The organism is Pseudomonas sp. NFIX49 (assembly GCF_900115915.1).
GTDB classification, from domain to species: Bacteria; Pseudomonadota; Gammaproteobacteria; order Pseudomonadales; family Pseudomonadaceae; genus Aquipseudomonas; species Aquipseudomonas pharyngis.
The window spans coordinates 608,689-632,509 of sequence record NZ_FOYE01000001.1; the positions used below are offsets into that span (position 1 = coordinate 608,689).

General features: G+C 62.2%; 20 protein-coding genes and 1 pseudogene. 14 read left to right on the plus strand and 7 right to left on the minus strand.

From position 1 onward, the window contains the following. Window positions 1-52 precede the first annotated feature (52 nt). The 3 genes from BMZ46_RS02775 to BMZ46_RS02785 are packed head-to-tail and all read right to left on the minus strand — an operon-like array spanning window position 53 to window position 5,007. Complete coding sequence (locus BMZ46_RS02775) at window positions 53-1,954, minus strand: ATP-binding protein (RefSeq protein ID WP_039772865.1); 1,902 nt, start codon at window positions 1,952-1,954, stop codon at window positions 53-55. Next, a complete protein-coding gene (locus BMZ46_RS02780; protein ID WP_039772863.1) occupies window positions 1,951-2,883 on the minus strand; it encodes an ABC transporter substrate-binding protein in 933 nt (310 codons plus the stop codon). The genes BMZ46_RS02775 and BMZ46_RS02780 overlap by 4 nt, the downstream gene beginning before the upstream one ends. Beyond that, window positions 2,884-5,007, minus strand: coding sequence for a TonB-dependent receptor plug domain-containing protein (locus BMZ46_RS02785; RefSeq protein WP_074688155.1), 2,124 nt, complete (start codon window positions 5,005-5,007; stop codon window positions 2,884-2,886). It abuts the gene before it with no gap. A 196-nt stretch (window positions 5,008-5,203) separates the two neighbouring features. Here BMZ46_RS02785 and BMZ46_RS02790 point away from each other — a divergent pair, with 196 nt between their 5' ends. The 9 genes from BMZ46_RS02790 to BMZ46_RS02830 all read left to right on the plus strand — a co-directional run bounded on the left by BMZ46_RS02790 (window position 5,204) and on the right by BMZ46_RS02830 (window position 13,077). Further along, complete coding sequence (locus tag BMZ46_RS02790) at window positions 5,204-6,229, plus strand: NAD(P)H-dependent glycerol-3-phosphate dehydrogenase (protein WP_039772860.1); 1,026 nt, start codon at window positions 5,204-5,206, stop codon at window positions 6,227-6,229. 18 nt (window positions 6,230-6,247) lie between these two features. Beyond that, the gene (locus BMZ46_RS02795; protein ID WP_039772859.1) at window positions 6,248-6,595 is read left to right on the plus strand and encodes a DUF4389 domain-containing protein; all 348 of its coding nucleotides are present in this window, start codon (window positions 6,248-6,250) and stop codon (window positions 6,593-6,595) included. Then, window positions 6,592-7,044, plus strand: a complete 453-nt coding sequence (gene sixA / locus BMZ46_RS02800; RefSeq protein WP_007957806.1) for a phosphohistidine phosphatase SixA — start codon at window positions 6,592-6,594, stop codon at window positions 7,042-7,044. The genes BMZ46_RS02795 and sixA overlap by 4 nt, the downstream gene beginning before the upstream one ends. An 81-nt stretch (window positions 7,045-7,125) precedes the next feature. Further along, window positions 7,126-8,781: an AMP-binding protein gene (locus tag BMZ46_RS02805; RefSeq protein WP_074688153.1), complete on the plus strand. Its 1,656-nt coding sequence runs from the start codon at window positions 7,126-7,128 to the stop codon at window positions 8,779-8,781. Window positions 8,782-8,812: 31 nt separating this feature from the next. After that, a complete protein-coding gene (locus tag BMZ46_RS02810) occupies window positions 8,813-9,256 on the plus strand; it encodes a hotdog fold thioesterase (RefSeq protein ID WP_074688151.1) in 444 nt (147 codons plus the stop codon). Window positions 9,257-9,374: 118 nt separating this feature from the next. Further along, complete coding sequence (locus BMZ46_RS02815; protein ID WP_039772855.1) at window positions 9,375-10,181, plus strand: alpha/beta fold hydrolase; 807 nt, start codon at window positions 9,375-9,377, stop codon at window positions 10,179-10,181. Beyond that, window positions 10,178-11,032, plus strand: coding sequence for an alpha/beta hydrolase (locus BMZ46_RS02820; RefSeq protein ID WP_074688149.1), 855 nt, complete (start codon window positions 10,178-10,180; stop codon window positions 11,030-11,032). Before BMZ46_RS02815 ends, BMZ46_RS02820 begins: the two co-directional genes overlap by 4 nt. 127 nt (window positions 11,033-11,159) lie before the next feature. Continuing rightward, window positions 11,160-11,966 (plus strand): DUF4892 domain-containing protein, encoded by an 807-nt coding sequence (locus tag BMZ46_RS02825; protein ID WP_007957816.1) that lies wholly within the window; start codon window positions 11,160-11,162, stop codon window positions 11,964-11,966. Between the two features lie 70 nt (window positions 11,967-12,036). Beyond that, entirely contained in the window at window positions 12,037-13,077 is a 1,041-nt protein-coding gene (locus tag BMZ46_RS02830; protein WP_039772850.1) for an AI-2E family transporter, read from the plus strand. Window positions 13,078-13,772: 695 nt separating this feature from the next. Here the strand turns inward: BMZ46_RS02830 and xopAW are convergent. From xopAW to BMZ46_RS02850, 3 genes are all read right to left on the minus strand, one after another. Then, window positions 13,773-14,630 (minus strand): XopAW family type III secretion system calcium-binding effector, encoded by an 858-nt coding sequence (xopAW, locus tag BMZ46_RS02840; RefSeq protein WP_074688147.1) that lies wholly within the window; start codon window positions 14,628-14,630, stop codon window positions 13,773-13,775. Between the two features lie 110 nt (window positions 14,631-14,740). After that, window positions 14,741-15,790: a sensor histidine kinase gene (locus BMZ46_RS02845; protein WP_074688145.1), complete on the minus strand. Its 1,050-nt coding sequence runs from the start codon at window positions 15,788-15,790 to the stop codon at window positions 14,741-14,743. After that, the gene (locus tag BMZ46_RS02850) at window positions 15,790-16,539 is read right to left on the minus strand and encodes a response regulator (protein WP_074688516.1); all 750 of its coding nucleotides are present in this window, start codon (window positions 16,537-16,539) and stop codon (window positions 15,790-15,792) included. The genes BMZ46_RS02845 and BMZ46_RS02850 overlap by 1 nt, the downstream gene beginning before the upstream one ends. Before the next feature lie 295 nt (window positions 16,540-16,834). Here BMZ46_RS02850 and pyrF point away from each other — a divergent pair, with 295 nt between their 5' ends. Beyond that, the gene (gene pyrF / locus BMZ46_RS02855) at window positions 16,835-17,533 is read left to right on the plus strand and encodes an orotidine-5'-phosphate decarboxylase (RefSeq protein ID WP_007960372.1); all 699 of its coding nucleotides are present in this window, start codon (window positions 16,835-16,837) and stop codon (window positions 17,531-17,533) included. Between the two features lie 52 nt (window positions 17,534-17,585). Here pyrF and BMZ46_RS02860 read toward each other — a convergent pair whose 3' ends face one another. Continuing rightward, complete coding sequence (locus BMZ46_RS02860; RefSeq protein WP_039772847.1) at window positions 17,586-18,590, minus strand: NADP-dependent oxidoreductase; 1,005 nt, start codon at window positions 18,588-18,590, stop codon at window positions 17,586-17,588. 228 nt (window positions 18,591-18,818) lie between these two features. Between BMZ46_RS02860 and BMZ46_RS02865 the strand changes: the two genes are divergently transcribed. The 4 genes and pseudogenes from BMZ46_RS02865 to BMZ46_RS29745 all read left to right on the plus strand — a co-directional run bounded on the left by BMZ46_RS02865 (window position 18,819) and on the right by BMZ46_RS29745 (window position 23,250). Then, a complete protein-coding gene (locus BMZ46_RS02865) occupies window positions 18,819-19,580 on the plus strand; it encodes an SDR family oxidoreductase (RefSeq protein WP_007917441.1) in 762 nt (253 codons plus the stop codon). 196 nt (window positions 19,581-19,776) lie between these two features. Further along, on the plus strand, window positions 19,777-21,177 hold the full coding sequence (locus BMZ46_RS02870; RefSeq protein ID WP_039772846.1) for an aminotransferase-like domain-containing protein: 1,401 nt from the start codon (window positions 19,777-19,779) through the stop codon (window positions 21,175-21,177). Window positions 21,178-22,164: 987 nt separating this feature from the next. Continuing rightward, window positions 22,165-22,389: pseudogene (locus BMZ46_RS29740) on the plus strand (HAMP domain-containing protein); the annotation flags it as partial. After that, on the plus strand, window positions 22,387-23,250 hold the full coding sequence (locus tag BMZ46_RS29745) for a methyl-accepting chemotaxis protein (protein WP_371855248.1): 864 nt from the start codon (window positions 22,387-22,389) through the stop codon (window positions 23,248-23,250). The pseudogene BMZ46_RS29740 and the gene BMZ46_RS29745, both read left to right, overlap by 3 nt. Window positions 23,251-23,821 lie beyond the last annotated feature (571 nt).

The window sequence follows — 23,821 nt, forward strand, 5'->3', positions numbered from 1 at the left end:
ACTGCCGCACTTTCGCTTTTCACGCCAGTCGCAGATGCTCGAAAGGGCCTCTCTACTGCACCCAGCGCTGCAGAATCTGCTGCAGGTCATTGCGTTTGAATGGCTTGGCCAGGTAATCGTTCATCCCCGCCGACAGGCAGTTTTCGCGATCACCCTGCAACGCGTTGGCGGTCAGGGCGATGATCGGCACCTGGCCGCAGCCGGGCAGGCGGCGGATCTGTCGGGTCGCCTCGTAACCGTCGATGAGCGGCAGGCGGCAATCCATCAGGATCGCTTCGAAACGGCTGTCCCCGGCACTGCGCACCGCCTGCACGCCATCGGTGGCGACGCTGACGGTAAAGCCCAGGCTGCGCAGCATCGCTTCGATCACGGTCTGGTTGACCGGGTTGTCCTCGACCAGCAACACATGGCGTCCTTCGCCGTGACCGTTACCGTTCAATGCGCGCGGTGCCGCCAGCGCGGGCAGTGCCTGCTTATATAGGGCCAGTGGTATTTCCAGGGTGAACACCGAGCCGCGACCTTCTTCACTCTGGGCACGCAAGGTGCCGCCCATCCGCTCGGCGAGGGTGCGGGCAATCGGCAGGCCCAGGCCGGTGCCGCCATAACGACGGGAAATCGAGCTGTCGGCCTGCTGGAACGCGTTGAACATCAGCTCCAGGCTCTGCGGCGAAATCCCGATGCCACTGTCACGCACCGCGCAGGTGAACCACAACAACTCGTGATCCAGCGACTGCCACTGCGCCTCGATGCTGACGCGCCCCTGCTCGGTGAACTTCAGCGCATTGCCCACCAGGTTGACCAGAATCTGCCGGATCCGCGTCGGATCGCCCTGTACCTGCAAGTCGTGCATGTCATCGGGGATCCGCAGTTGCAGGGCCAACCCGCGTTGCGCCGCGCTGTGCTGGAAGGAATGGGCGCAGGCGCCGATCAGGTCGGCTAGGTTGAACGGAATGTGCTCCAGCTCCAGCTCCGAACGTTCGATGCGCGAGAAATCCAGAATGTCGTTGATCACCTTGAGCAAGTGCTCGGTGGACTCGGAAGCCAGCGCCGCGTACTCGACCTGCTCCTCGGTCATGTCGGTGGTTTCCAGCAATTGCAGCATGCCCAGCACGCCGTTCATCGGAGTGCGCAGCTCATGGCTCATCATCGCCAGGAAATCCGATTTGGCGTTGTTGGCCTTTTCCGCCTCTTCGCGGGTCTGGATCAGTTGCGCCATCGCCTGATGCTGTTCGCGGCTGGCCTGCTCCAGCGCCTGGGCCAGGTTGTTGATGTGCTGGGACAGTGCGCCCAGCTCGGTGTCATCGACGATCGGCAGCGGGGTTTTGTAGTCGCCCTCCTGAATCGCCTTGACCGCATTGCCGATGTCGCGGATCGGCTGCGACAGGCTGCCGGCCAGTCGCCGCGCCAGCACAAAGGTGAAGAGCAGGGCGAACAACGCCAGAATCCCGGCCTTGAGCAGGATCTCCTGTTGGCGCTGACTGAAGGCATCGTTGGACAGACCGACGATCACCCGCCCCAGATAATCCTCGCTGGCCACCCCGGGGCTGCTTTTGCCGTCCTGAAAGAAATCGTTGTGCAAGGCGATGCGTTGCAGCCGCACCGGTGCCTGGAACACCTCGACCTGATGCGGACGATTGTGCGCATCCGCCGGCTGTTCGACGTAGGCCAGAATCCGGTTGGCGCTGTCCTGCACTTCCAGAAACCGCACGTTCGGCGTGGCCAGCGTGGCCTTGAGCAGGCTTTCCAGGACTTCGTTATTGCCGGAAATCACCCCGTACTCGGTGGCCGGTGCGAGTTGGTTGGCGATCAACTGGCCGGTGTGGTTCAGCTCCTGACGCAAATCCTGAATGCGCACGAAGGTGAAAAAGCTGATCAGCAGCAAGGTCAGCAACAGCGCAGGGCCCAGACTGATCAACTGAGTGCGGGTGTTGATGTCCCAACGGCGGAAAATCATGGGCGGCGCTCTCCTTCGGCCAGCTCTGCGGCGACAGACGCTTCATTGATCGGTTCTATCCCTAAGGAACGAGCCACCTGCGCATTACTTGAGACTTTAAAACGTCCGGGGTAGAGCGTGCGCGGCCAGGTGGCCGGTGGCCGGTCCAGCAATTCGTCGAGGACGGCCAGCCAGTCGTTCTGATCGCTGTAGGTACTGGCCAGGCTGCCGGCGCGAACGAACGAGACATTCGGCCCGACCAGTGCCAGTTGCCGAGAGTAACTGCTGAGCAACAGGTTCTTCGCGGTTTTCGGGTTGTACAGGTCAGGGTCGTCGAGGCCCAGCAGCACGTCGCTGCTTTTCAGCACGGTCTGCAAGGGGCGGCTGTCATGGGTGTTGTCCCAGCGCTGCGGGACGATTTGCAGATTCAGCGGCTGGGCGGCCGATTGCAGCTCCTTGAGCAGGAACTCGCTGTGCTGATCGAACAGCACGCCGACGCGCCCGGCCTGGGGCAGAATCCGGCGGATCAGTTGCAACTGACGACTCAGCGGCGGATCGGCCCACAGCAGGCTCAAGTGGGGTGGTTGCGCGTCGCCGAAGCGTTGCCGGGCCTGCAAACGGCTGATGCGCAGGACCAACGTCGCCGGCCCTTGGGATTCCTGCATGCGCCAGTCGAGGCTCGGCAGATCCAGCAGAATCAGGCGCAGGCTCGACGGCAACTTGCCCGGCGCCGGCAGGCTGGCCAGCGGCTGGAAATGCACGCGGTCGGTCGGGCGCAGTTCGCTCAGGGCCTGAACGAAGGACTGCACACCGGGGCTTTCCTCGGCGCCGGTCAGCAGAATATCGGCCGCCTGCACGGCCACGCCATGCAGCCACGCTGTCAGGAACAGACACAGCCCGGCCAGCCATTGGCCGAGCGTTGGCATCTTCCGTGACATGGCGTAACGCATCTAGAACTCCAGCTCGGCGCTGAAATACACCACGCGGCGTTCGTCGTAATTGTTGTCGACGAAGGTGGTCGGCTCATGGTCGAGGCGTTGTTGCAGCACGCCGGCCAGTTGCAGCTGGGCCTTGCCCAGGGCGATGCGTTTGGCGATCCGCGTGTCCACCCGCTCGAAGCGGTAACCGTTGAGCGCGTTGTCACCGTAATAGAAGAGGGCGCTGTTCCAGCCGTGGCCCCAATCGCGCAGCCAGCCCGCCGAACCGCTGTTGCGCGCGGTGAATTGCTGATCCAGCGGATTGCTCGCCTCGGCGTCGACGAAGGCGTATGTCAGGCGCAAGCGGTCAGCCGCACTCAGGCGCCAGTCCAGTTGCGTCTCGGTGCCGCGAAACCGCGAATCGTTGGCGTTGCTGGCGATGTACTGATTGTTGCGCAGCGGCTCGCTGATCATCCCGGTGATTTCGTCGTAGAACAGCTTCACGTCCAGCGCCAAGCCCCACTCCGGGAAATAGCCGTTGTAGCCCAGTTCCCGCGAGCGCATGTGCTCCTGGTCCAGATCGCCGGGGCCCCGGGTCTTGACGAAGTAGCGTGCCGAAGACTGGCCATAGGCGGCGGGCCGCAGGTTGGTCACCTGATAACTCCAGTTGACGTTGTTCTCGAACATGTCCGGCGAACGGATGGCTTCCGAATACACCGCGCGCAGGCTGTGGCGTGGATTGAACAGGTAGTTGACCGCAAACCGGGGCGTCAGCGAGCTGCCGATCAATTGCGTGTCTTCGAACATGGCGCCGCCCTGCAACAGCCAGTGTTCGCTGGCGCGCCATTCGAGTTGGCCGAAAGCGCGCCAGGTGGTGTCGTCCAGCGTGCCGTTGAAATAGGTCTCGGAATCGGCCCGGTCGTAACGATAGTTCAGGCCGCTGACCAGACGCAGGCTATCGGACAGGCTGAGGGTGTCCTGCAATTCCAGGTCGTAGCGCGATTCCCGGGCACTCTGATCAATGTCGCCGCACAGAGTCTGGCGCGCGCCGTTGCGCCACTGATCCAGCACCTGATTGGCCAGGGTCATTTCCTGTGGCGTGCCGGCGGGTGCGCCGGGCCCGGTGAACAGCGTCATGTTGCGGGCCAGGCGTTCGGTGTAGTTCGGATTGAGTTGCCACAGCTCGGTCAATTGCGGGCTGAACGACACTTCGGCGTCACAGGCGCGCCAGGTCTGCTGGCGATCCCAGTGTTGCGCCGAGCCTTGCACATAAAGGCTGTGATCGGGGTTGATGTCCAGGTTCCAGCGCACCGAACCGGCGTAGTCCTTGGCAACCACGTCGGAATTGTTCCCGGCAGCGGTAATTCCGGAGAACACCGGGCGGTAGGTGTAAGGCCGCTGATTGGTCCCGTCCTTGGCATTGACCTGCCAGTCCAGGCTCTGGTTGTCGCTCAGGGTCTGGCTGACCGCGAGGCTGAAGCGGTTCAAGCGACGGTTGTCGCGGTAATCGGCGCCGGTGCGGTCGCTGTCAAAGCCGTCGTCCTCCTGGCCGGACAGCGACAGACGCAGGTCGCCGCCATTCCAGCCGGTGCTCTGGCTGGCATAGAAATCGTTGATGCCGCGTTGGCCGCGGGTCAGCTTCAGTCGTGTGCCGTGGCTGTCCGCCGGGTTGCGGGTGATGATGTTGATCACCGCCATCAGCGCGTTGGCGCCGTAGCTGACGGTGTTCGGGCCGCGAAAGACTTCGATGCGCTCGATGTCTTCCATGGCCACCGGGATATCGCTCCAGTCCACGGTCGCCAGACCGGCGCGGTACACCGAGCGGCCGTCGATCAACACCTGCATGCGCCGGGCTTCGCTGGCGTTGGTCCCGTGATAGTTCACCGCCGCCTGATTGCCGCTGATATTGCCGACCATCATCCCCGGCACCAGGCGCAGCAGTTCACTGATGTCCCGGGCGCCACTGGCGGCAATCAGTTCGCTGTCGAGCACGGTCATGCTGCCGGGTACTTCCGCCGGTGACTGTTTCAGGCGGGTGGCGGTCAGGATCTGCGGCAAGGCCTCACTGTCGACAAACAGGTCGTCCGCCAACAGCACCGGGCTGAACAGCAGCGCCAGCAGCAGGGACGAACGCGGGGAAGGGGGGCCAGAAAACACGACGCAGCCTTGATAGCAAAGAATTGGCGCGCATGTTAACCGAGGTCGACGACTTTTCCAGTCACGTTGCAGGCATTTTCCTCGGTTTTATTGGTCTTCTTCCTACAAGTGCGGGTAATTGACGCCGGGGCTGTCCGAGAAGGGGACGCTCCGTATAATGCCGGCATCGCCACTGGTATGGATTAACGGATTACATATGACTGAACAGCGCCCGATTGCGGTCCTGGGAGGCGGAAGTTTCGGTACCGCCGTGGCCAATCTGTTGGCCGGGAACGGCCATCATGTCCGGCAGTGGATGCGTGACCCCGAACAGGCCGAGGCCATCCGGGTCAATCGCGAGAACCCGCGTTACCTCAAAGGCATCAAGATTCTGCCCGGCGTGACGGCGGTCACCGACCTGCAGGAAACCCTCGACGCCTGCGATTTGTGTTTCGTCGCGTTGCCGTCCAGCGCGCTGCGCACGGTATTGGCGGCACACGCCGAACGCCTGAGCGGCAAGATGCTGGTCAGCCTGACCAAGGGCATCGAAGCCCACACCTTCAAACTGATGAGCCAGATCCTCGAAGAGATCGCCCCGCAGGCACGTATCGGCGTGCTGTCCGGGCCAAACCTGGCGCGGGAAATCGCCGAGCACGCGCTGACTGCCACCGTGGTTGCCAGCGAAGACGAAGAACTCTGCAAAGCCGTGCAGGCCGCGTTGCATGGCCGCACTTTCCGCGTCTACGCCAGCGCCGACCGTTTCGGCGTGGAATTGGGCGGCGCACTGAAAAACGTCTACGCGATCATCGCCGGCATGGCGGTGGCGCTGGAAATGGGCGAGAACACCAAGAGCATGCTGATCACCCGCGCCCTGGCCGAAATGACCCGGTTTGCGGTGAATCAGGGCGCCAACCCGATGACCTTCCTCGGTCTGGCCGGTGTCGGTGACCTGATCGTCACTTGCTCGTCGCCGAAAAGCCGCAACTACCAGGTCGGTTTCGCCCTCGGTCAGGGCTTGAGTCTCGACGAAGCAGTGTCGCGCCTGGGTGAAGTGGCCGAAGGGGTCAACACCCTGAAAGTGCTCAAGGCCAAGGCCCAGGAGGTCGGCGTGTACATGCCGCTGGTCGCCGGACTGCATGCAATCCTGTTTGAAGGGCGCACGCTTGAGCAGGTGATCGGTCTGCTGATGCGTGCCGAACCGAAAACCGATGTCGACTTTATTTCCACAAGTGGTTTCAACTGATTCAGCAGGGAGCAGGCCATGAACGATCCGAAAACCGAAGCCAAATATGAATCCATCCTCCTGCGGGTGTTGTGGATGATTGTTTACATCCTGGTCTGGCAGGTGGCGCAGTTCATCCTCGGCGCGGTGGTGCTGGTGCAGTTGATCTATCGTTTGTTCTATGGCGCCCCAAGCGCCAGCCTGATGAATTTCGGCGACAGCCTGAGCCAGTTTCTGGCGCAGATCGGCCGTTTCGGCAGCTTCCACAGCGACCAGAAACCCTGGCCGTTCGCCGACTGGCCGGCGCCGCGTACGCCGGAAGGTGAAGCGCCACACGTTGTCGCGCCGGCACCGCATCCGGCCCGGGATGAGGAACCCAAGCTATGAAACTCTGGGTATTGCGTCACGGTGAGGCCGAGCCCTATGGCTCGCGCCCCGACTCCGAGCGAGAACTCACCGCCCACGGTCGCAAGGAAGTGTTGAGCAGCGCGGCCCGTTTGATGGGTCAGCCGCTGACCGCCATCTACGCCAGCCCGTACCTGCGGGCGCAGCAGACGGCGCAACTGGTGCGCGAGGCGCTGGGCTTCGAGCCGGAAATCCGTACAGTCGAGTGGTTGACCCCGGAAGTTGACCCGGACCGCGTGGCCGAGCAACTGGTGTCGGTGAGCAACGTGCTGCTGGTCAGCCACAATCCGCTGGTGGGCAATCTGCTCAGCTACCTGCAACACGGTGCGGGCTACCCACCGGAAAAGGTCAGCACCGCCGGGCTCGCCGAGCTTGAACACAGCGAGTTGCTGATCGGCTCGATGACGCTCAACAGCCTTAAACATCCCTGAAATTTTTTGTATGAAATAGTCAACCAAGCACTTGCTTGGTTGACTACGCTTGCTCCAGACCAAAAAACAGGAGCGAGTCGAATGTCTTCCGCCTTCCGTTTGCCGCTGGACGTGTTTTACGAACGCGAGGCCCGGCACCCGCGTCAGCGTTTTCTGGTGCAGCCGATCGGCGGCGGGCAGGTCGAGACACTGACCTGGGCCGACGTCGGCCATCAGGCCCGCTGCGCGGCGCACTGGCTGCGCTCCCGGGAATTGCCGCAAGGCAGCCACATCGCCCTGATCTCGAAAAACTGCGCGCACTGGATCATCGCCGATCTGGCGATCTGGATGGCCGGGCATGTCTCGGTGCCGCTCTATCCGAACCTCACCGCCGAGTCGGTGAATCAGGTGCTGACCCACTCGGAAAGCGTGCTGGCGTTCATCGGCAAGCTCGATGACTGGCCGAGCATGTCAGCGGGCATACCGGCCGGCCTGACCACCGTCAGCCTGCCGCTGCATCCACCGGGCACATTCGATTTCAACTGGGATGACCTGCAACGCAGCTCGCCGATCCAGGACGATCCGCGTCCCGCCGCCGAGCAACTGGCGACCATCATTTACACCTCCGGCACCACCGGCCTGCCCAAGGGCGTGATGCACAGCTTCGCCAATCTCGGGTTTGCGACGACGCGCGGCACGCAGCTGTTCGGCCTCAATGAGAACGACCGGCTGCTGTCGTATCTGCCGCTGTGTCATGTGGCCGAACGGATGTTCGTTGAACTGGCGTCGATCTATACCGGGCAGACAGTTTTTTTCGCCGAAAGCCTCGACACCTTTCTTGCCGATCTCAAGCGGGCGCGGCCGACGGCGATGTTCGGGGTGCCGCGGATCTGGACCAAGTTCCAGATGGGCGTCTACAGCAAGATCCCGGCAAAACGTCTGGATTTCCTGCTCGGTCTGCCCTTTATCGGCAAACGGATCGGCCACAAGGTATTGGCGGGGTTGGGGCTGGATGCGTTGCGCGTGGCGCTGTCCGGTGCGGCGCCGGTGCCGCTGACCCTGTTGCGCTGGTATCAGAAACTCGGGCTCGACGTGCTGGAGGTCTACGGCATGACCGAAAGCTGCGGTTATTCGCACATCTGCCTGCCGGGGCAATACAAGGAAGGCTGGATCGGCCGGCCGTGCCCCGAAGTTGAAGTGCGGATCGACGAGTCGGGCGAAGTGCAGGTGCGCAGCCAGGCGAACATGCTCGGCTATTTCAAGGAACCGCAGAAAACCGCCGAGACCCTCACCGAAGACGGCTTCCTGCGCACTGGCGACAAGGGTGAGCAGGATGCGGAAGGGCGTTTGCGCCTGACCGGGCGGCTCAAGGAAATCTTCAAGACCAGCAAGGGCAAATACGTCGCCCCGGCGCCGATCGAAAACCGTCTGGCGGTGCATTCGCGGATCGAGCAGGTCTGCGTGGTCGGCGATGGCCTGAGTGCGCCGCTGGGGTTGTGCGTGCTCTCGGCGGTGGGCCGGGAAGAGCCCCGCGCGCCGCTGCATTCGAGCCTGGAAAAATTGCTGGAGGAGGTCAACGCCGTGCTCGACAAGCACGAGCGCCTGCGTCGGCTGGTGGTGGTCAAGGACAGTTGGGCAGTGGAGAACGGCTTCCTCACCCCGACCTTGAAGATCAAACGCAACATCATCGAAGACACCTACGGGGCACGTTTCGAAGAATGGAGCGAGCGCAGCGAGGCGGTGCTGTGGCAGGATTGAGCGTCGATCAAAACAACAAAGGAAGCCTGCGATGACCTTGTGGCGCACCACTCCGAACATCGAGCAGTTGAACGCAATCCAGAATAACACCATCGGCGAAGTGCTGGACATTCGCTTCGAGTCCTTCGACGAAGAATCGCTGACGGCCAGCATGGTCATCGACCATCGCACCCATCAGCCTTACGGCCTGTTGCACGGCGGCGCCTCGGTGGTGCTGGCGGAAACGGTCGGGTCGATGGCCAGTTACCTGTGCATCGACGCCAGCAAGTTCTATTGCGTGGGTCTGGAAATCAACGCCAACCACTTGCGCGGCTTGCGCAGCGGACGAGTGACGGCGGTGGCCAAACCGATTCACATCGGCCGCACCACCCACGTCTGGGACATCCGCCTGACCAGCGATGAAGGCAAGGCCAGTTGTGTGTCGCGCTTGACCATGGCAGTGGTGCCGCTGGGAGAACAACCGCCGGCGCGTTAATGGCCGCAGCGTCATAGCCCTGACCGGACTGTCATCATTCCTGGCAGTTACGGTCATTGCTGTGGGACGCGGTCTTACGGACAATCAACGCCTGTTTTCCGCTCATGGATTTGCCGGTATGTCGCAACCGATCTTCTTCGCCCACGCCAACGGTTTCCCTTCGGGCACCTACGGCAAACTGTTCGCGGCGCTGGCGCCCGAGTACCGGGTCGCGCATCTGGAACAACATGCCCATGACCCGCGTTTTCCGGCGGGTGACAACTGGTATCACCTGGTCGATGAACTCATCCATCATCTTCAACAGCAAGACGAGCCGGTGTGGGGCGTTGGCCATTCCTTCGGCGGCATGCTGCATTTGCACGCCGCACTGCGTTGCCCAGAACTGTATCGGGGCGTGGTGATGCTCGATTCACCGGTGCTGACCCGCACCGATCAATGGGTGATCCGCGCCGCCAAGCGCTTTGGTTTCATCGACAAACTGACCCCGGCCGGCCGCACGCTGGGGCGCCGCGAAGAGTTTGCCGATCTGGACAGTGCCCGCGGTTATTTCGCTGGCAAGACGTTGTTCCGCAGCTTTGATCCGGAATGTTTCGATGCCTATCTGCAACACGGTCTGCACAAGGTCGGTGACAAGCTGCGTCTGCGCTTCGATCCCGCGACCGAGATCAGCATCTATCGCGGCGTGCCGCACACCAGTCCTGCGCATACCCGGCAATTGAAAGTGCCGCTGGCGGTGGTGCGTGGACACAAGAGCCGCGTGGTGATGAACCATCACACCCGATTTGTCGGACGCCTGCCTCAGGGCGAGTCGCTGACCGTACCCGGCGGGCACATGTTTCCGCTTGAGCGTCCGCAGGACACCGCACAATTACTGAAAAACCTGTTCAATCGCTGGGAGCGCCGGCAAGACAAGGATTGCGCATGAACCCCGCCGTTGAAGAAGTGCGCCTGAGCCTGCCGCATATCGAACTGGCGGCACACCTGTTCGGCCCGGAAGACGGGTTGCCGGTGATCGCCCTGCACGGCTGGCTGGATAACGCCAACAGCTTCGCGCGCCTGGCGCCGAAGCTCAAAGGCTTGCGCATCGTGGCGCTGGACATGGCTGGTCACGGGCATTCCGGGCATCGTCCGAACGGCGCCGGTTACGCGCTGTGGGATTACGCCCACGACGTGCTGCAGGTCGCCGAGCAACTGGGCTGGAAACGTTTCGGCCTGCTCGGGCATTCCATGGGTGCGATCGTGTCGCTGGTGCTGGCCGGGTCGTTGCCCGAACGCATCACCCATCTGGCGTTGATCGACGGGGTGATTCCTCCTACCGACAAAGGCGAAAATGCCGCCGAGCGCATGGGCATGGCCTTACAGGCGCAGCTCGATCTTCGGGAAAAGCGCAAACCGGTCTACAACACCCTCGACCGGGCGATCGAAGCGCGGATGAAAGGGCTGGTGGCGGTCAGTCGCGAAGCCGCCGAACTGCTGGCGCAACGCGGTCTGATGCCGGTGCCCGGCGGTTACACCTGGCGCACTGACAATCGTCTGACGTTGCCGTCGCCGCTGCGTCTGACCCAGGAACAGGCGATGGCGTTCGTCCAGCGCATTGCCTGCCCCGCGCAGTTGGTGGTCGCCGCCGACGGCATGCTGGCCAAACATCCCGAGCTGCTGGAACGTCTACCCTTTGCCCGGGAACAGCTGCCGGGCGGGCACCATCTGCACCTGAACGATGAGGCCGGGGCCGAGCTTGTCGCAGACTGTTTCAATCGGTTCTTCGCCATTCCTTGACTTGCTCCCGGCAACTGTCGAGGCTGGGCGGGTTGAAATGGGAGACAACCAAGATGGATTTCTACACCGCTGCGACTTCGAACTGCCCTCAAGGCACCCAGGCCATGCCCCTGCGATGAGCCTGTCCATGCGATCTATCAGTCTGCTGGCGCTGTGCTGTTTCAGTCCCTTTCTATTCGCTGCCGACCTGCCGGGCAGTCAGGATCTGCCGATCGTGCCGCGTGTGGCCGATGCGCAGATCGTCGACTATCGCCCCGCCGTGGAGCTGGAGCGGATCTACCCGCTCGGCTCGATCCGCAAGATCAGCGGCCAGTTGCGTTTCGACGGCCAGGTCAGCGCCCGGGGGCAAACCACCTCGGTGACCTATGAATTACCGCCGGAACATTCCGCCACCGAAGCCTTTACCCTTGCCCGCGAAGCCCTGCAAAAGCAGGATGCCCAGCTGTTGTTCTGGTGTCAGGCCCGGGATTGCGGCGAGAGCAGCCTGTGGGCCAACGAAGTGTTCGGCAACGCCAAGCTGTACGGTGCCGACGAGCAGCAGGCCTATCTGCTGCTGAGGCTCGCGGCCCCGCGCGACAACACGCTGGTGGCGCTGTACAGCATCACCCGCGGCAATCGCAAAGCCTATCTGCACGTTGAACAGTTCGAGGCGCTGGCCCCGCTGGGTGACCTGCTGCCGACTTCGGCCACGCTGCTGCGGGAACTGAAAAGCACCGGCGAACTGGACTTTCCCAAGCTCGCCGGCGATCCGGATGACACTTGGCTGCGCTTGCTGTCCCGTGGTTTGAACCTCGACACCACCTTGCGGGTGACGGTGTCCGGGCCCAAGGCCGAGGCCTGGCGGCAGGCGCTGATCGGGCAGGGCGTGCGCGCCGCGCGAATGGAAACCGGCAGTGTCGACGGCGAAGGTCTGCGCATCGATCTGTTGCGATAAGGTGTCTTTGGCGGACACGCTCGACGTGTTCGCCTACTCTTTGCCTGACTGATTTTTTTCGAGATTTCACATGCCCAATAATGATCGTCTGTTGGTGCAGATCCTGTTGCTGGTGCTGTTTGGTGCCAGTTTCTGGGTGATGGCGCCGTTCTGGTCGGCGCTGTTCTGGGGCGCGGTGCTGGCGTTTGCCAGTTGGCCGCTGATGCGCTTGCTGACCCGCTGGCTCAATGGCCGGGAATCCCTGGCGGCCCTGGTTCTGACCATGGGCTGGATGTTGCTGGTAGCGGGGCCGCTGGTGTGGCTCGGCTTTAACCTGGCCGATCACGTACGTGACGCTACGGCGTTCATCAAGGATGTGCAGGTCGACGGGCTGCCCGAGGCGCCGAGCTGGCTGGGTGGCGTGCCTTTGGTGGGCGAACGGCTGGTGGGGATCTGGAACAGCATCGATCAGCAGGGCGCGGCGCTGATGGTGACGGTCAAACCCTATCTGGGGCAGGTCGGCAACTGGCTGCTGGCGCGCAGTGCGCAGATCGGCAGCGGGATTCTCGAGCTGACCCTGAGCATTGTCTTCGTGTTCTTTTTCTACCGCGACGGGCCGCGGCTGGCGGCATTCGTGCACAGTCTGCTGGAGCGCTTGATCGGTGATCGGGCCGGATACTACATCGATCTGGTGGCCGGTACCGTGCAACGGGTGGTCAACGGGGTGATTGGTACAGCGGCAGCGCAAGCGGTGCTGGCGCTGATCGGGTTCCTGATTGCCGGCGTGCCGGGGGCGCTGGTGCTGGGGATCGTGACGTTTCTGCTCAGTCTGATTCCGATGGGGCCGCCGCTGGTGTGGATTCCGGCCACGGCATGGCTGGCCTGGAAGGGCGAGTACGGGATGGCGGTGTTTCTCGGGATCTGGGGGACGTTCATCATCAGTGGCGTGGATAACGTGCTCAAGCCGTATCTGATCAGCCGGGGCGGGAATCTGCCGTTGGTGATTGTGTTGCTTGGGGTGTTTGGCGGGTTGATTGCGTTTGGGTTTATCGGGTTGTTTATCGGGCCTACGCTTTTGGCTGTTGCTTATAGTTTGTTGACGGATTGGAGTAAGAGTCAGGCTCGGGTTTGAGGCTTTGGACTTGGCGGCCTTTGGGCCGACCAGGTTTTGGGTTGACTGTGTACATATCCGTTTCTTCGGGTGCTGCGGGTGACGGTTTCGCCCTTACGGCGAGTCCCTTTTGGCAAACGCCCCAAAAGGAACCAAAAGGGCTTGCCCCAACGTCCGGCGCCTCGCTGTGGCTCGGCGTTCCTTCGCTCCGGGATTGATCCGGGGGCATCGCCTACGGTTTGCTTCGCTGCACCTCCTCTCGATGCATGCGGCTGCGCCGCACGGTCGCTGCGCTCCCACCCCCGGATAAATCCCTCCACTCAGCCTGCCGATGGGGCCGGTACGTCAAAAGCGGTACTCGAGCTAACGCTCATTGTGTTGAGTGGTTGGAACAAAAGCAAAAGCCAAAGCCAAAGCGAAAGCGAAAGCGAAAGCGAAAGCGAAAGCGAAAGCGAAAGCAGATTCTGGTGCTGGTGCTGGTGCTGGTGCCAATGTCGATGCAGGAGCAGGTGCTGGCGCAGTAGTGAACTTATGTGTTTCAAAACCCGAGTTCACCTCGGTATTTCACGTCGGTGTAGTTCGCTTAAACACCTCGGTCGGTCCCCTCTCCCTCTGGGAGAGGGCTAGGGTGAGGGCAGCTTTGATGACACACCGCAAAGCCAAAGCAAACCACTCACCCAGCCAACCTCAGTCGTCCCTTAAATCCTCACCCAATCTCAAGTCGCCACATTCAAATACTTGCCCACCGACGCAGTGCTTTCGAGCGAGTACTGCTTGCTCAGATTGGCAATCATGCGGTTCAGCGCTTCGGTGGTGGTTTGAGTATTGCTGGCGGTCTGTTCGTCGTCCGGGCGTTCGCGACCTGCATGCAGTGCAGCTTTCAGTTCGTCGCTGCTGACGTCTCCGCTGCTGTCGCTGTCCAGCATCTTGAGCAGGGCGGCGGCGGTGTCGGTGTTGTTCGAGGAGGTGCTGTCGCTGACTTGCAGCGCGCTGTTCAGTTCGGTGGCGGTAACCGTGCCGTCGCCGTCGGCATCGAGTTGGCTGAAGAGTTCGTCGCTGGAGGCTTGAGGCGGCGGGGGTGGCGGTGGGGTGAGGCTGGCGGCGAGTTCGTCCTGGCTGACGACGCCGTCTTCGTTCTTGTCCAGGGCCGAGAAGATTTTGCTGCTGTCGGCACTGCTGCCGGCGCTGGTCAGGCCGTTGCTCAGTTCGTCGCTGCTGATGGCGCCGTCGCCGTCGGCGTCCAGGGCGCTGATCAGGGCGTCGGCCAGTTCAGTGTTGGGGGCCTGGTCGCCAGGAGGCGGTGGGGGCGGGGCCATGGCGGTCATTTCTTCGGCGCTGAGGCTGCCGCTGGCATCGCTGTCCAGATCGCCGAACTGTTTGTTCAGGCTGACCAGCAGGCCGTCGTTGGACTTCTGCGACAGGGCGCTGCCGAGTTCGTCCTGATCCACCGCGCCGTCGCCGTTGCTGTCGAGTTTGGCGAACAGTTCTTTTTGCAGCTGCTGGCTGCGGGCGTTTTGGGTGGAGGTGCTGCTGGTGCTGGTATAGCTCGTGTAGTTGCTGACGCTACCGATCATCGGGCTCACTCCTTGGACTGGAAAACCGGTGGGTGTACCGGCTTATGCAGCCTCAAGGTGCAAGGTGTCGTGGGTATGTGAGGTTTGTACCGGCCGGCACACAGTCAAACTCAGTGGCGAGGCAGCTGGATCACGGCGGTCAGGCCGCCGCCGGGCGTTTCTTCCAGGGTCAGTTGTCCGCCCTGGCGCTGCGCCGCTTCCCGGGCGATGGTCATGCCCAGGCCGACGCCGCCGGAGTTGCGGTTGCGTGAGCCCTCGAGGCGGAAGAACGGCTCGAATACCGCTTCACGCTTGTCCGCCGCGATGCCCGGGCCGTGGTCGATGACGCGGATCAGCAGTTGTTCGCGCTGGTCTTGCAGTTCGATGTGCGCTTGGCCGGCGTAGCGCAGGGCGTTGTCCATCAGGTTGTTGATGCACGAGCGCAGGGCCATCGGTTGTACCTGCAAGGGGGCGCAGTGGCCGCTGACCTGTACGTCGGCGCCTTGGTCCTGGGCGTTTTCGCACAGTGATTCGACCAGCGCCTGCACGTCCATCAACTGCAAGGCTTCGCTGGTGCGCTGTTCGTGCAGGTAGGTGAGGGTGGCGTCGAGCATGCCGATCATGTCGTCCAGATCCTGGCGCATCTGGCCCTGCAGTTTGTCGTCGCTGATATTTTCCAGACGCAGTTTCAGTCGCGACAGCGGGGTGCGCAGGTCGTGGGAGACGGCGCCGAGCATCCGCGCCCGTTGCTGCACCTGTTCGCGGATGCGCTGCTGCATCAGGTTGAAGGTGTACGCAGCCTGCCGTGCTTCCCGCGGGCCGGTTTCGTCCAGTGGCGGGCTGTCGAGGTCTTCGCTCAGGCGCTCGGCCGCATCGCTCAGACGCTGGATCGGCCGGGTCAGCAGCTTGGCGCCGTACCAGGCGGCGATGATCAGCGAGATGAACTGGAAGGTCAGCGGCACGACCGGCCCGCCGAACCAGGGTCGCGGCGGACGGGGCGGGTAGCGTGGATCCTGAGCCGGCTGTTGACCGTCGAGGTTTTGCGAGAACTCCGGCGGCGGTGGCGGGGGCGGTGGGCCGTAGAGGCGGAACCAGGCGAAGGCCAGCAGGTGCGCCAGGACGATCGCCACCAACAGCATGCCAAACAGGCGGCCGAACAGCGTGTCGAAGCGCGCCCGCATCAGCCGATGTCTCGCGCGTCGAACAGGTAGCCTTCACCCCGTACGGTCTTGATCAGTTGCGGGGCTTTCGGGTCGTCGCCGAGTTTTTGCCGCAGACGCGAGACCAACAGGTCGATGCTGCGGTCGAAGGCTTCGATCGAGCGGCCACGGGCGGCGTCCAGCAACTGTTCGCGGCTGAGCACCCGGCGCGGACGTTCGATGAATACCCAGAGCAGGCGGAATTCGGCGTTGGACAGCGGCACCACCAGGCCATCGTCGGCGATGAGCTGGCGCAGGACGCTGTTCAGGCGCCAGTTGTCGAAGCGAATGTTCGCACGCTGTTCGGTGCGGTCGTCGCGCACCCGACGCAGAATTGTCTGGATCCGTGCCACCAGTTCGCGGGGTTCGAACGGTTTGGCCATGTAGTCATCGGCGCCCAGTTCCAGGCCGATGATCCGGTCGGTGGGCTCGCAGCGGGCGGTGAGCATCAGGATCGGGATATCGGATTCAGCGCGCAGCCAGCGGCACAGCGACAGACCGTCTTCGCCGGGCAGCATCAGGTCGAGCACTATCACGTCGAAATGCTCGGCCTGCATCGCCTGGCGCATGGCCGCGCCGTCGGTGACGCCGCTGGCGTGAATGTTGAAGCGGGCCAGGTAATCGATCATCAGTTCACGGATCGGCACGTCATCGTCGACGATCAGGGCGCGGATGCTCCAGCGCTTGTCGTCTTTCTGCTCGTCGTTCACGGAGGCTTGGGAGTTGTGCATGAGGCTGTTCATCTGCCAGTAGGCCGCCAACCACAAAGATAGGCTGCGAGGTTGTGGTTTCAGCATAGGCGTCCGGCCGTGAGGCGGGAAGGGCTGCTGTAAGGACTTGTTGCGGCTGGCGAGGCTAGCGCGGGCGCATGTTGTCGGCGTGTCGGTTGTGTATCGGGTTCGACACAATACCCTGCAAGGCTATGCTGATCACGGTTGGCGCGACGATTTACCGATCATCGGGTGCCGCGCCGCCGCCGGTTCCGCTACAATGCGCGCCGATTTCGACTTGCCTGAGAGCCCATCCATGTCCGCCTGCCAGACTCCTATCATCGTCGCCCTGGATTTCCCTACCCGTGACGCCGCACTGAAGCTGGCCGACCAGTTGGACCCGAAACTGTGCCGGGTCAAAGTGGGCAAGGAACTGTTCACCAGCTGCGCCGCGGAAATCGTCGGCACCCTGCGTGACAAGGGTTTTGAAGTATTCCTCGACCTTAAATTCCACGACATTCCCAACACCACGGCGATGGCGGTCAAGGCCGCTGCCGAGATGGGTGTGTGGATGGTCAACGTTCACTGCTCCGGCGGCCTGCGCATGATGGCGGCCTGCCGTGAAGAGCTGGACAAGCGCAGCGGCCCGCAGCCGTTGCTGATCGGCGTGACCGTGCTGACCAGCATGGAGCGCGAGGATCTGGCGGGTATCGGTCTGGACATCGAGCCGCAGGAGCAGGTGCTGCGTCTGGCGGCGCTGGCCGAAAAGGCCGGGATGGACGGTCTGGTGTGCTCGGCGCTGGAAGCCACTGCGCTGAAAACCGCGCATCCATCGCTGCAACTGGTGACCCCGGGGATTCGTCCGGCGGGCAGCGCCCAGGACGACCAGCGTCGCATCCTGACCCCGCGTCAAGCGCTGGATGCCGGTTCCGACTATCTGGTGATCGGCCGTCCGATCAGCCAGGCGGCGGATCCGGCCAAGGCGCTGGCCTCGGTGGTTGCCGAACTGGCCTGAGCGAACAGCTGAAGCATCAAAGAAGGGAGCCCGATGGCTCCCTTCTTTGTTTTCAGACCTTCAACACCAGCTTGCCGAAGTTCTCGCCGCTGAACAGTTTGCCCAAGGTTTCCGGAAAGGTTTCCAGGCCTTCGACGATGTCTTCCTTGCTCTTGAGTTGACCTTTGGCCATCCAGCCGGCCATTTCCTGGGCGGCGCTGGCGTACCGCGCGGCGTAATCCATCACCACAAAACCTTCCATCCGCGCGCGGTTGACCAGCAGCGACAGGTAGTTGGCCGGGCCTTTGACAGCTTCCTTGTTGTTGTACTGGCTGATCGCGCCGCAGATCACCACGCGTGCTTTCAGGTTGATACGGCTGAGCACGGCGTCGAGTATATCGCCGCCGACGTTGTCGAAATACACGTCCACGCCTTTCGGGCATTCGCGTTTGAGACCGGCCAGCACGTCTTCGCTCTTGTAGTCGATGGCGCCGTCGAAGCCCAGTTCGTCGATCAGGAACTTGCACTTGTCGGCGCCACCGGCGATGCCGACCACCCGGCAGCCTTTGATCTTGGCGATCTGACCGGCGATGCTGCCGACCGCGCCCGCTGCACCGGACAACACCACGGTGTCACCGGCCTTCGGTGCGCCGACATCGAGCAGGGCGAAGTAGGCGGTCATGCCGGTCATGCCCAGTGCGGACAGATAAACCGGCAGCGGTGCCAGTTTCGGATCGACCTTGTAGAAACCTCTTGGCTCACCGAGGAAATAATCCTGCACGCCAATGGCACCGTTGACGTAGTCGCCGACGGCAAACCCCGGATTGTTTGACGCGACGACTTTGCCTACGCCCAACGCGCGCATGACTTCGCCCAGACCCACCGGCGGGATGTAGGACTTGCCTTCGTTCATCCAGCCGCGCATGGCCGGGTCGAGGGACAGGTATTCGTTCTTGACCAGAATCTGCCCCGCCGCCGGCTCGCCGACCGGTACTTCCTGATAGGTGAAGGTCTCGCGGGTGGCGGCGCCCACCGGGCGTTTGGCGAGCAGGAACTGGCGATTGGTCTGGTTGGTCATGACAGGCACTCGAATTGAATGAAGCCTTGTTGATAGACCTTCATGGGCGATGCCGCAAGGTTGGCTCACGGGGCGAATGCAGGTTGATCCAGTACGGTGATAGTCCCCGGCGGGGTTTCATCACTGCGATTCATGCAAGCCTAACCGGCCTTTTGATAGTGCTGACGTCACTCAGGCCCCTGTGGCTATGCTGCCTTCATCAATCCCCCCGCATTCGAGGACATAACAATGAGCATGACGTTTTCCGGTCAGGTCGCCGTCGTCACCGGCGCGGCCAACGGCATTGGCCGCGCGACGGCCCAGGCGTTCGCCGCCGAAGGTCTGAAAGTGGTGGTGGCCGATCTGGATGCGGCCGGGGGCGAGGGCACCGTGGCGCTGATTCGTACAGCCGGTGGCGAAGCGACCTTCGTGCGCTGCAACGTGACCGTCGAAAGCGAAGTGAAAAATCTGATGGACGAGGTGATCAATACCTATGGCCGTCTCGACTACGCCTTCAACAATGCCGGGATCGAAATCGAGAAAGGCAAACTGGCCGAAGGCTCGATGGACGAGTTCGACGCGATCATGGGCGTCAACGTCAAGGGCGTCTGGCTGTGTATGAAGTATCAGTTGCCGTTGCTGCTGGCGCAGGGCGGCGGGGCGATCGTCAACACCGCGTCGGTGGCTGGATTGGGCGCCGCGCCGAAGATGAGCATCTATGCCGCCTCCAAGCATGCGGTGATCGGTCTGACCAAATCGGCTGCGATCGAATACGCCAAAAAGAAAATCCGCGTCAACGCCGTATGCCCGGCGGTGATCGACACTGACATGTTCCGCCGCGCCTATGAGGCCGACCCGAAGAAAGGCGAATTCGCCAACGCCATGCACCCGGTCGGCCGCATCGGCAAGGTCGAGGAAATTGCCAGTGCCGTGCTGTATCTGTGCAGCGACGGTGCGGCTTTTACCACCGGCCATTCGCTGGCCGTGGATGGCGGCGTGACCGCCTTCTAAAGTGGCGTCGACCGAGACAAAGAATGACCCGCCCACTGGCGGGTTTTTTTTCGCCTCGGGAGCGGTTCCGTGAGTCCGCTAAACAATGTGTTTCAAATGGTGAGAACGGAGCCTTTTGGCGGTTTTGTCGCACAGCCTCAAGGGCGTGGCTGTGATTTACTGCCGCCAGCAAAAACGGACAGGAGTTTGCGTGCTCATGGAATTGAGAATTGACCGACAGGCAATGGTGCCGGTCGTACAGCAGATTGTTGACGGGTTGACCGAGTGGATCATGCAGGGGCAGGTGCCGCCGACGACGCGTCTGCCCTCCGTGCGCGAGATCGCACGGTGCAATTTGCTCAGCCAGTCCTGCGTCATGGAGGCTTGCGAGCGGCTGGTGGCGCAAGGGGTTCTGGCCTCGCGTCAGGGCTCGGGATTCATGGTGGCGGCTTCGTCGCCCTATTGTTGCAAGGCGATCGATGGCTCCGGGTGTGAGGGGGAGCGCACCGGGGGCGATCCGGCCCTCCGATGGCGCGGCGGTTTGACGCTGGGGAGTGGCGTCCTGCCAGAGAGTTGGCGCGAGCCCGATGATCTCGGCTATGCGATCCGCGAGGTGACACGCGCCGACATGGCCAGCCTGTTCAACTACAGCACGCCTCTTGGGCTGCCGGCGTTGCGCGAACAGATTGTCAGGCGCCTCGGATTGCTGAATATCAAGGCTGCTGACGAGCAGGTGATGACCACCGCCGGCGCCAGTCACGCACTCGACCTGATCGTGCGGACCTTGTTCAAGGCCGGTGATTGCGTCGTGGTAGAAACCCCCGGTTATGCGCCGCTGTTCGATCTCCTGCGCTTGCACGGCGTGCGCATGCTGGAGGTTCGCCGTACGGCGGGCGGGCCGGATGTCGAGGCGCTCGAGGTGTTGTTGCAACAGTTTCGGCCCAGCGCGCTGTTCGTCAACAGTCACCATCACAATCCCACGGGCAGTTGCCTGCTGCCGGCGGTCGCCCGACGCATCCTGGAGTTGAGCAGGATCTACGATCTGCGACTGATCGAAGACGATGTATACGCCGATCTGCACAACGGCAGCGGTACTCGCCTGGCAGCACTGGATGACGAGGGGCGGGTGATTTACGTCGGCAGTTTTTCCAAGACCCTGAGCAGCTCGCTACGGGTGGGTTTCGTGCTGGCCGATGGCGAGCTGATCGAGCGGATGGCGCGGGTCAAGATGATCAGTTGCATGGGGACCCCGAGGTTCTGCGAGGCGGTGCTGGCCGGGATGCTGGCCAGTGGCGCCTATCGAAAACTGGTACAGCGTCAGCGTCAGCGGCTTTCCACTGATCGTGCGGCTGCTCTTCAGACGCTGGAAGACGCTGACTGGGAGGTGTTCGGCAAGCCCACGGGCGGCCTGTTCATCTGGGCTCGTTCACCAGTGGCCGATGAGGCGCGCCTGCGCTGGCATGCTCTGCGATGCGGTGTGCAGTTGTCCTGCACAACGTCGTTCAGTCCCAGTGGCGAAGCCTGCGACTGGCAGCGGATCAACGTGGCTTACGCCTGCGATCCGCGGGCACGGCAGTTTTTTCGCGATACAGCCATGGATCGACCTCGAACGTTCTGAAAACGACGCGTGCGTAGCTTTTTGCCATTATTCCGACGCCAGAGACTTGTGCTGGTTCAAGGCCGTTGCGAATCTTCGGCTACAGACTATGGCAGGGGACTACGCGCAATGATTTCGGCCGTGCAAGGACGTTTTGCCAACCTCGGTATGGCAAAAAAACTGGGTATCGGGTTTGTGCTGGTGTTGTTGCTGACTGCACTGGTGGCGGCGATTGGCGTCTGGTCCCTGCAGACCATCAGTCAGCGCTTCGACGGCCTCAAGCAGATGTCATCGCTCAACAGTGGCCTGCTCAAGGTGCGACTGCTGGAGCAGGACTACGCCTTGCACGGCAACCCGAAAACCGTCGATGCCTTGCATGAGGGGGTCGACGGCTTGATTGCCATGGCCGACCAACTCAAGGTTTTGTCGCCGGGCAATGAGTCGGTCATGAACGACGTCCAACAGTCATTGGGCGCTTACCGCAAGGCGTTCGATGAGTTCGTCTCGTTGTCCCAGGCCAAGGACCTGGCGCTGGAGATGGCCAGTTGGTCGGTGTCCAGCGTTGCCAACAATCTCGATGTGTTGCAGGCCGGTCTGGCCGACGACGGCGCGTACACCCTGAAAGACAGCGAGGGCAAGGACGGGGCGCAATTCATCGAGCAGGCCGGCCAGGTCAGTCAGGTCTCACGCTTGATGTTGCAGGCGATGAACGAGGCGCGGGTACGCCTGGATCAAAGCCGCAAGGGTGATGACAGCGCAGGTCAGGGCAATATCGAGCAGGCTGCCCAGGCTCAGGCCCAGGCCGAACAGCTCAAGTCCACGGTCAAGGACGAAGGCTATCTGACGGTGCTCAATGAAGTGTCGGGGCACATTGCCGGTTTCAGCGACAAGCTGGCCGAGTACACCGGGTTGCTGGCCCAGGAAAAGACTGTCTATCAACAGCTGCACCAACGGGCCGACGAAGTCGTGGCACGGGTCCAACAGGCCTATGTCGCGCAAGACGGCGCCATGCAGAGCGAACTGAAAAAGAATTCGGTGCTGATCATCGGCTCATCGGCGTTGGCATTGCTGGTCGGGCTGATTGCGGCGTGGGTGATTACCCGGTTGATCGTTGCACCGTTGCGCAGCGTGATTCACGTGGCGCAACAGATTGCGGCCGGTGATTTGAGCGCAACGATCGAGGTCTCCCGCCGTGATGAAATCGGTCAATTGATGCTGGCCATGCAGCAGATGGGCGCGGGCTTGAGCACGATTGTCAGCGGGTTGCAGGCGGGAATCGAACAGTTGGCCAGTTCGGCGCAATCGCTGTCGGCGGTGACCGAGCAGACCAACCTGGAGGTCAGCAGCCAGAAAGAGGAAACCGAACAGGTGGCGACGGCGATGAACCAGATGACCGCCACCGTGCACGATGTGGCGCGTAATGCCGAAGAAGCGGCGCTCGCGGCGCAGACCGCCGATGGCAAGGTTGAAAGCGGTCAGCAGGTGGTGCGTCAGAGCATGGCGCGGATCGAGCAACTGGCGGATTCGGCGACGTCGGCCAGTTCGAGCATCGAAAGCCTCAGTGCGGAAATCCAGAACATCGGCACGGTGCTGGAAGTGATCAAGAGTGTCGCCGAGCAGACCAATCTGCTGGCGCTCAACGCGGCGATCGAAGCGGCGCGGGCGGGCGAGCAGGGCAGGGGCTTTGCGGTGGTCGCCGATGAGGTGCGGGCGCTGGCCCGGCGCACGCAGCAGTCGACCGAGGAAATCGAGCGGCTGGTCAGCGCCTTGCGCTCGGCGGCGCATTCGTCGGTGCAGCAGATTCAGAGCAGTGGCGAACTGGTGAAATTGGCGGTGAGCGATGCGTTGCAGACCGAGAGTGCGTTGGGGAGTATTGCGGCGGCGGTTTCGTTGATTCAGCAGATGAATCAGCAGATTGCGGCGGCGGCCGAGGAGCAGAGTTCGGTGGCCGAGGAGATCAATCGCAGTGTGACGAGTATTCGGGCGAGTGCGGATCAGTCTTCGATTGCCATGCGCGGGAATGCGGCTTCGAGTGTTGAGCTGGCGCAGTTGGGGAGTGAGCTCAGGGGCATGGTTGGGCATTTTCGGCTTTGATTTGGACTTGGCGGCCTTTAGGCCGACCAGGTTGTTGGTTGTTTGGGGTGAATATCCGTTGCTTCGGGTGCTGCCGCTGGCGGTTTCGCCCTTACGGCGAGTCCCTTTTTCAAACGCCAAAAAGGAACCAAAAGGCTGGGCACCGGCGTTCGGCCCCTCGCTGTGGCTCGGCGTTCCTTCGTTCCGGGATTCATCCGGGGGCATCGCCTCCGGTTTGCTTCGCTGCACCTCCTCTCGATGCATGCGGCTTCGCCGCACGGTCGCTGCGCTCCCACCCCCGGATAAATCCCTCCACTCAGCCTTCCGAAGGGGCCGGTACGTCAAAAGCGGTACTCGAGCTAACGCTCATCGTTTTGAGTGGTGGGAAGCCAAAGCCAAAGCAGAAGCAAGAGTAGAAGAAGCAGAGGATGCAGAAGGTGCAAGGTGCAGCAGAGTGAGTTGCATACTTTTTAAAACCTGAGTTCACCTCGGTATTTCACGTCGGCGTACCTCTCCCGAACAACTCGGTCAGTCCCCTCTCCCTCCGGGAGAGGGCTAGGGTGAGGGAAAGCTTTTGATCTTCTTCTTTCAG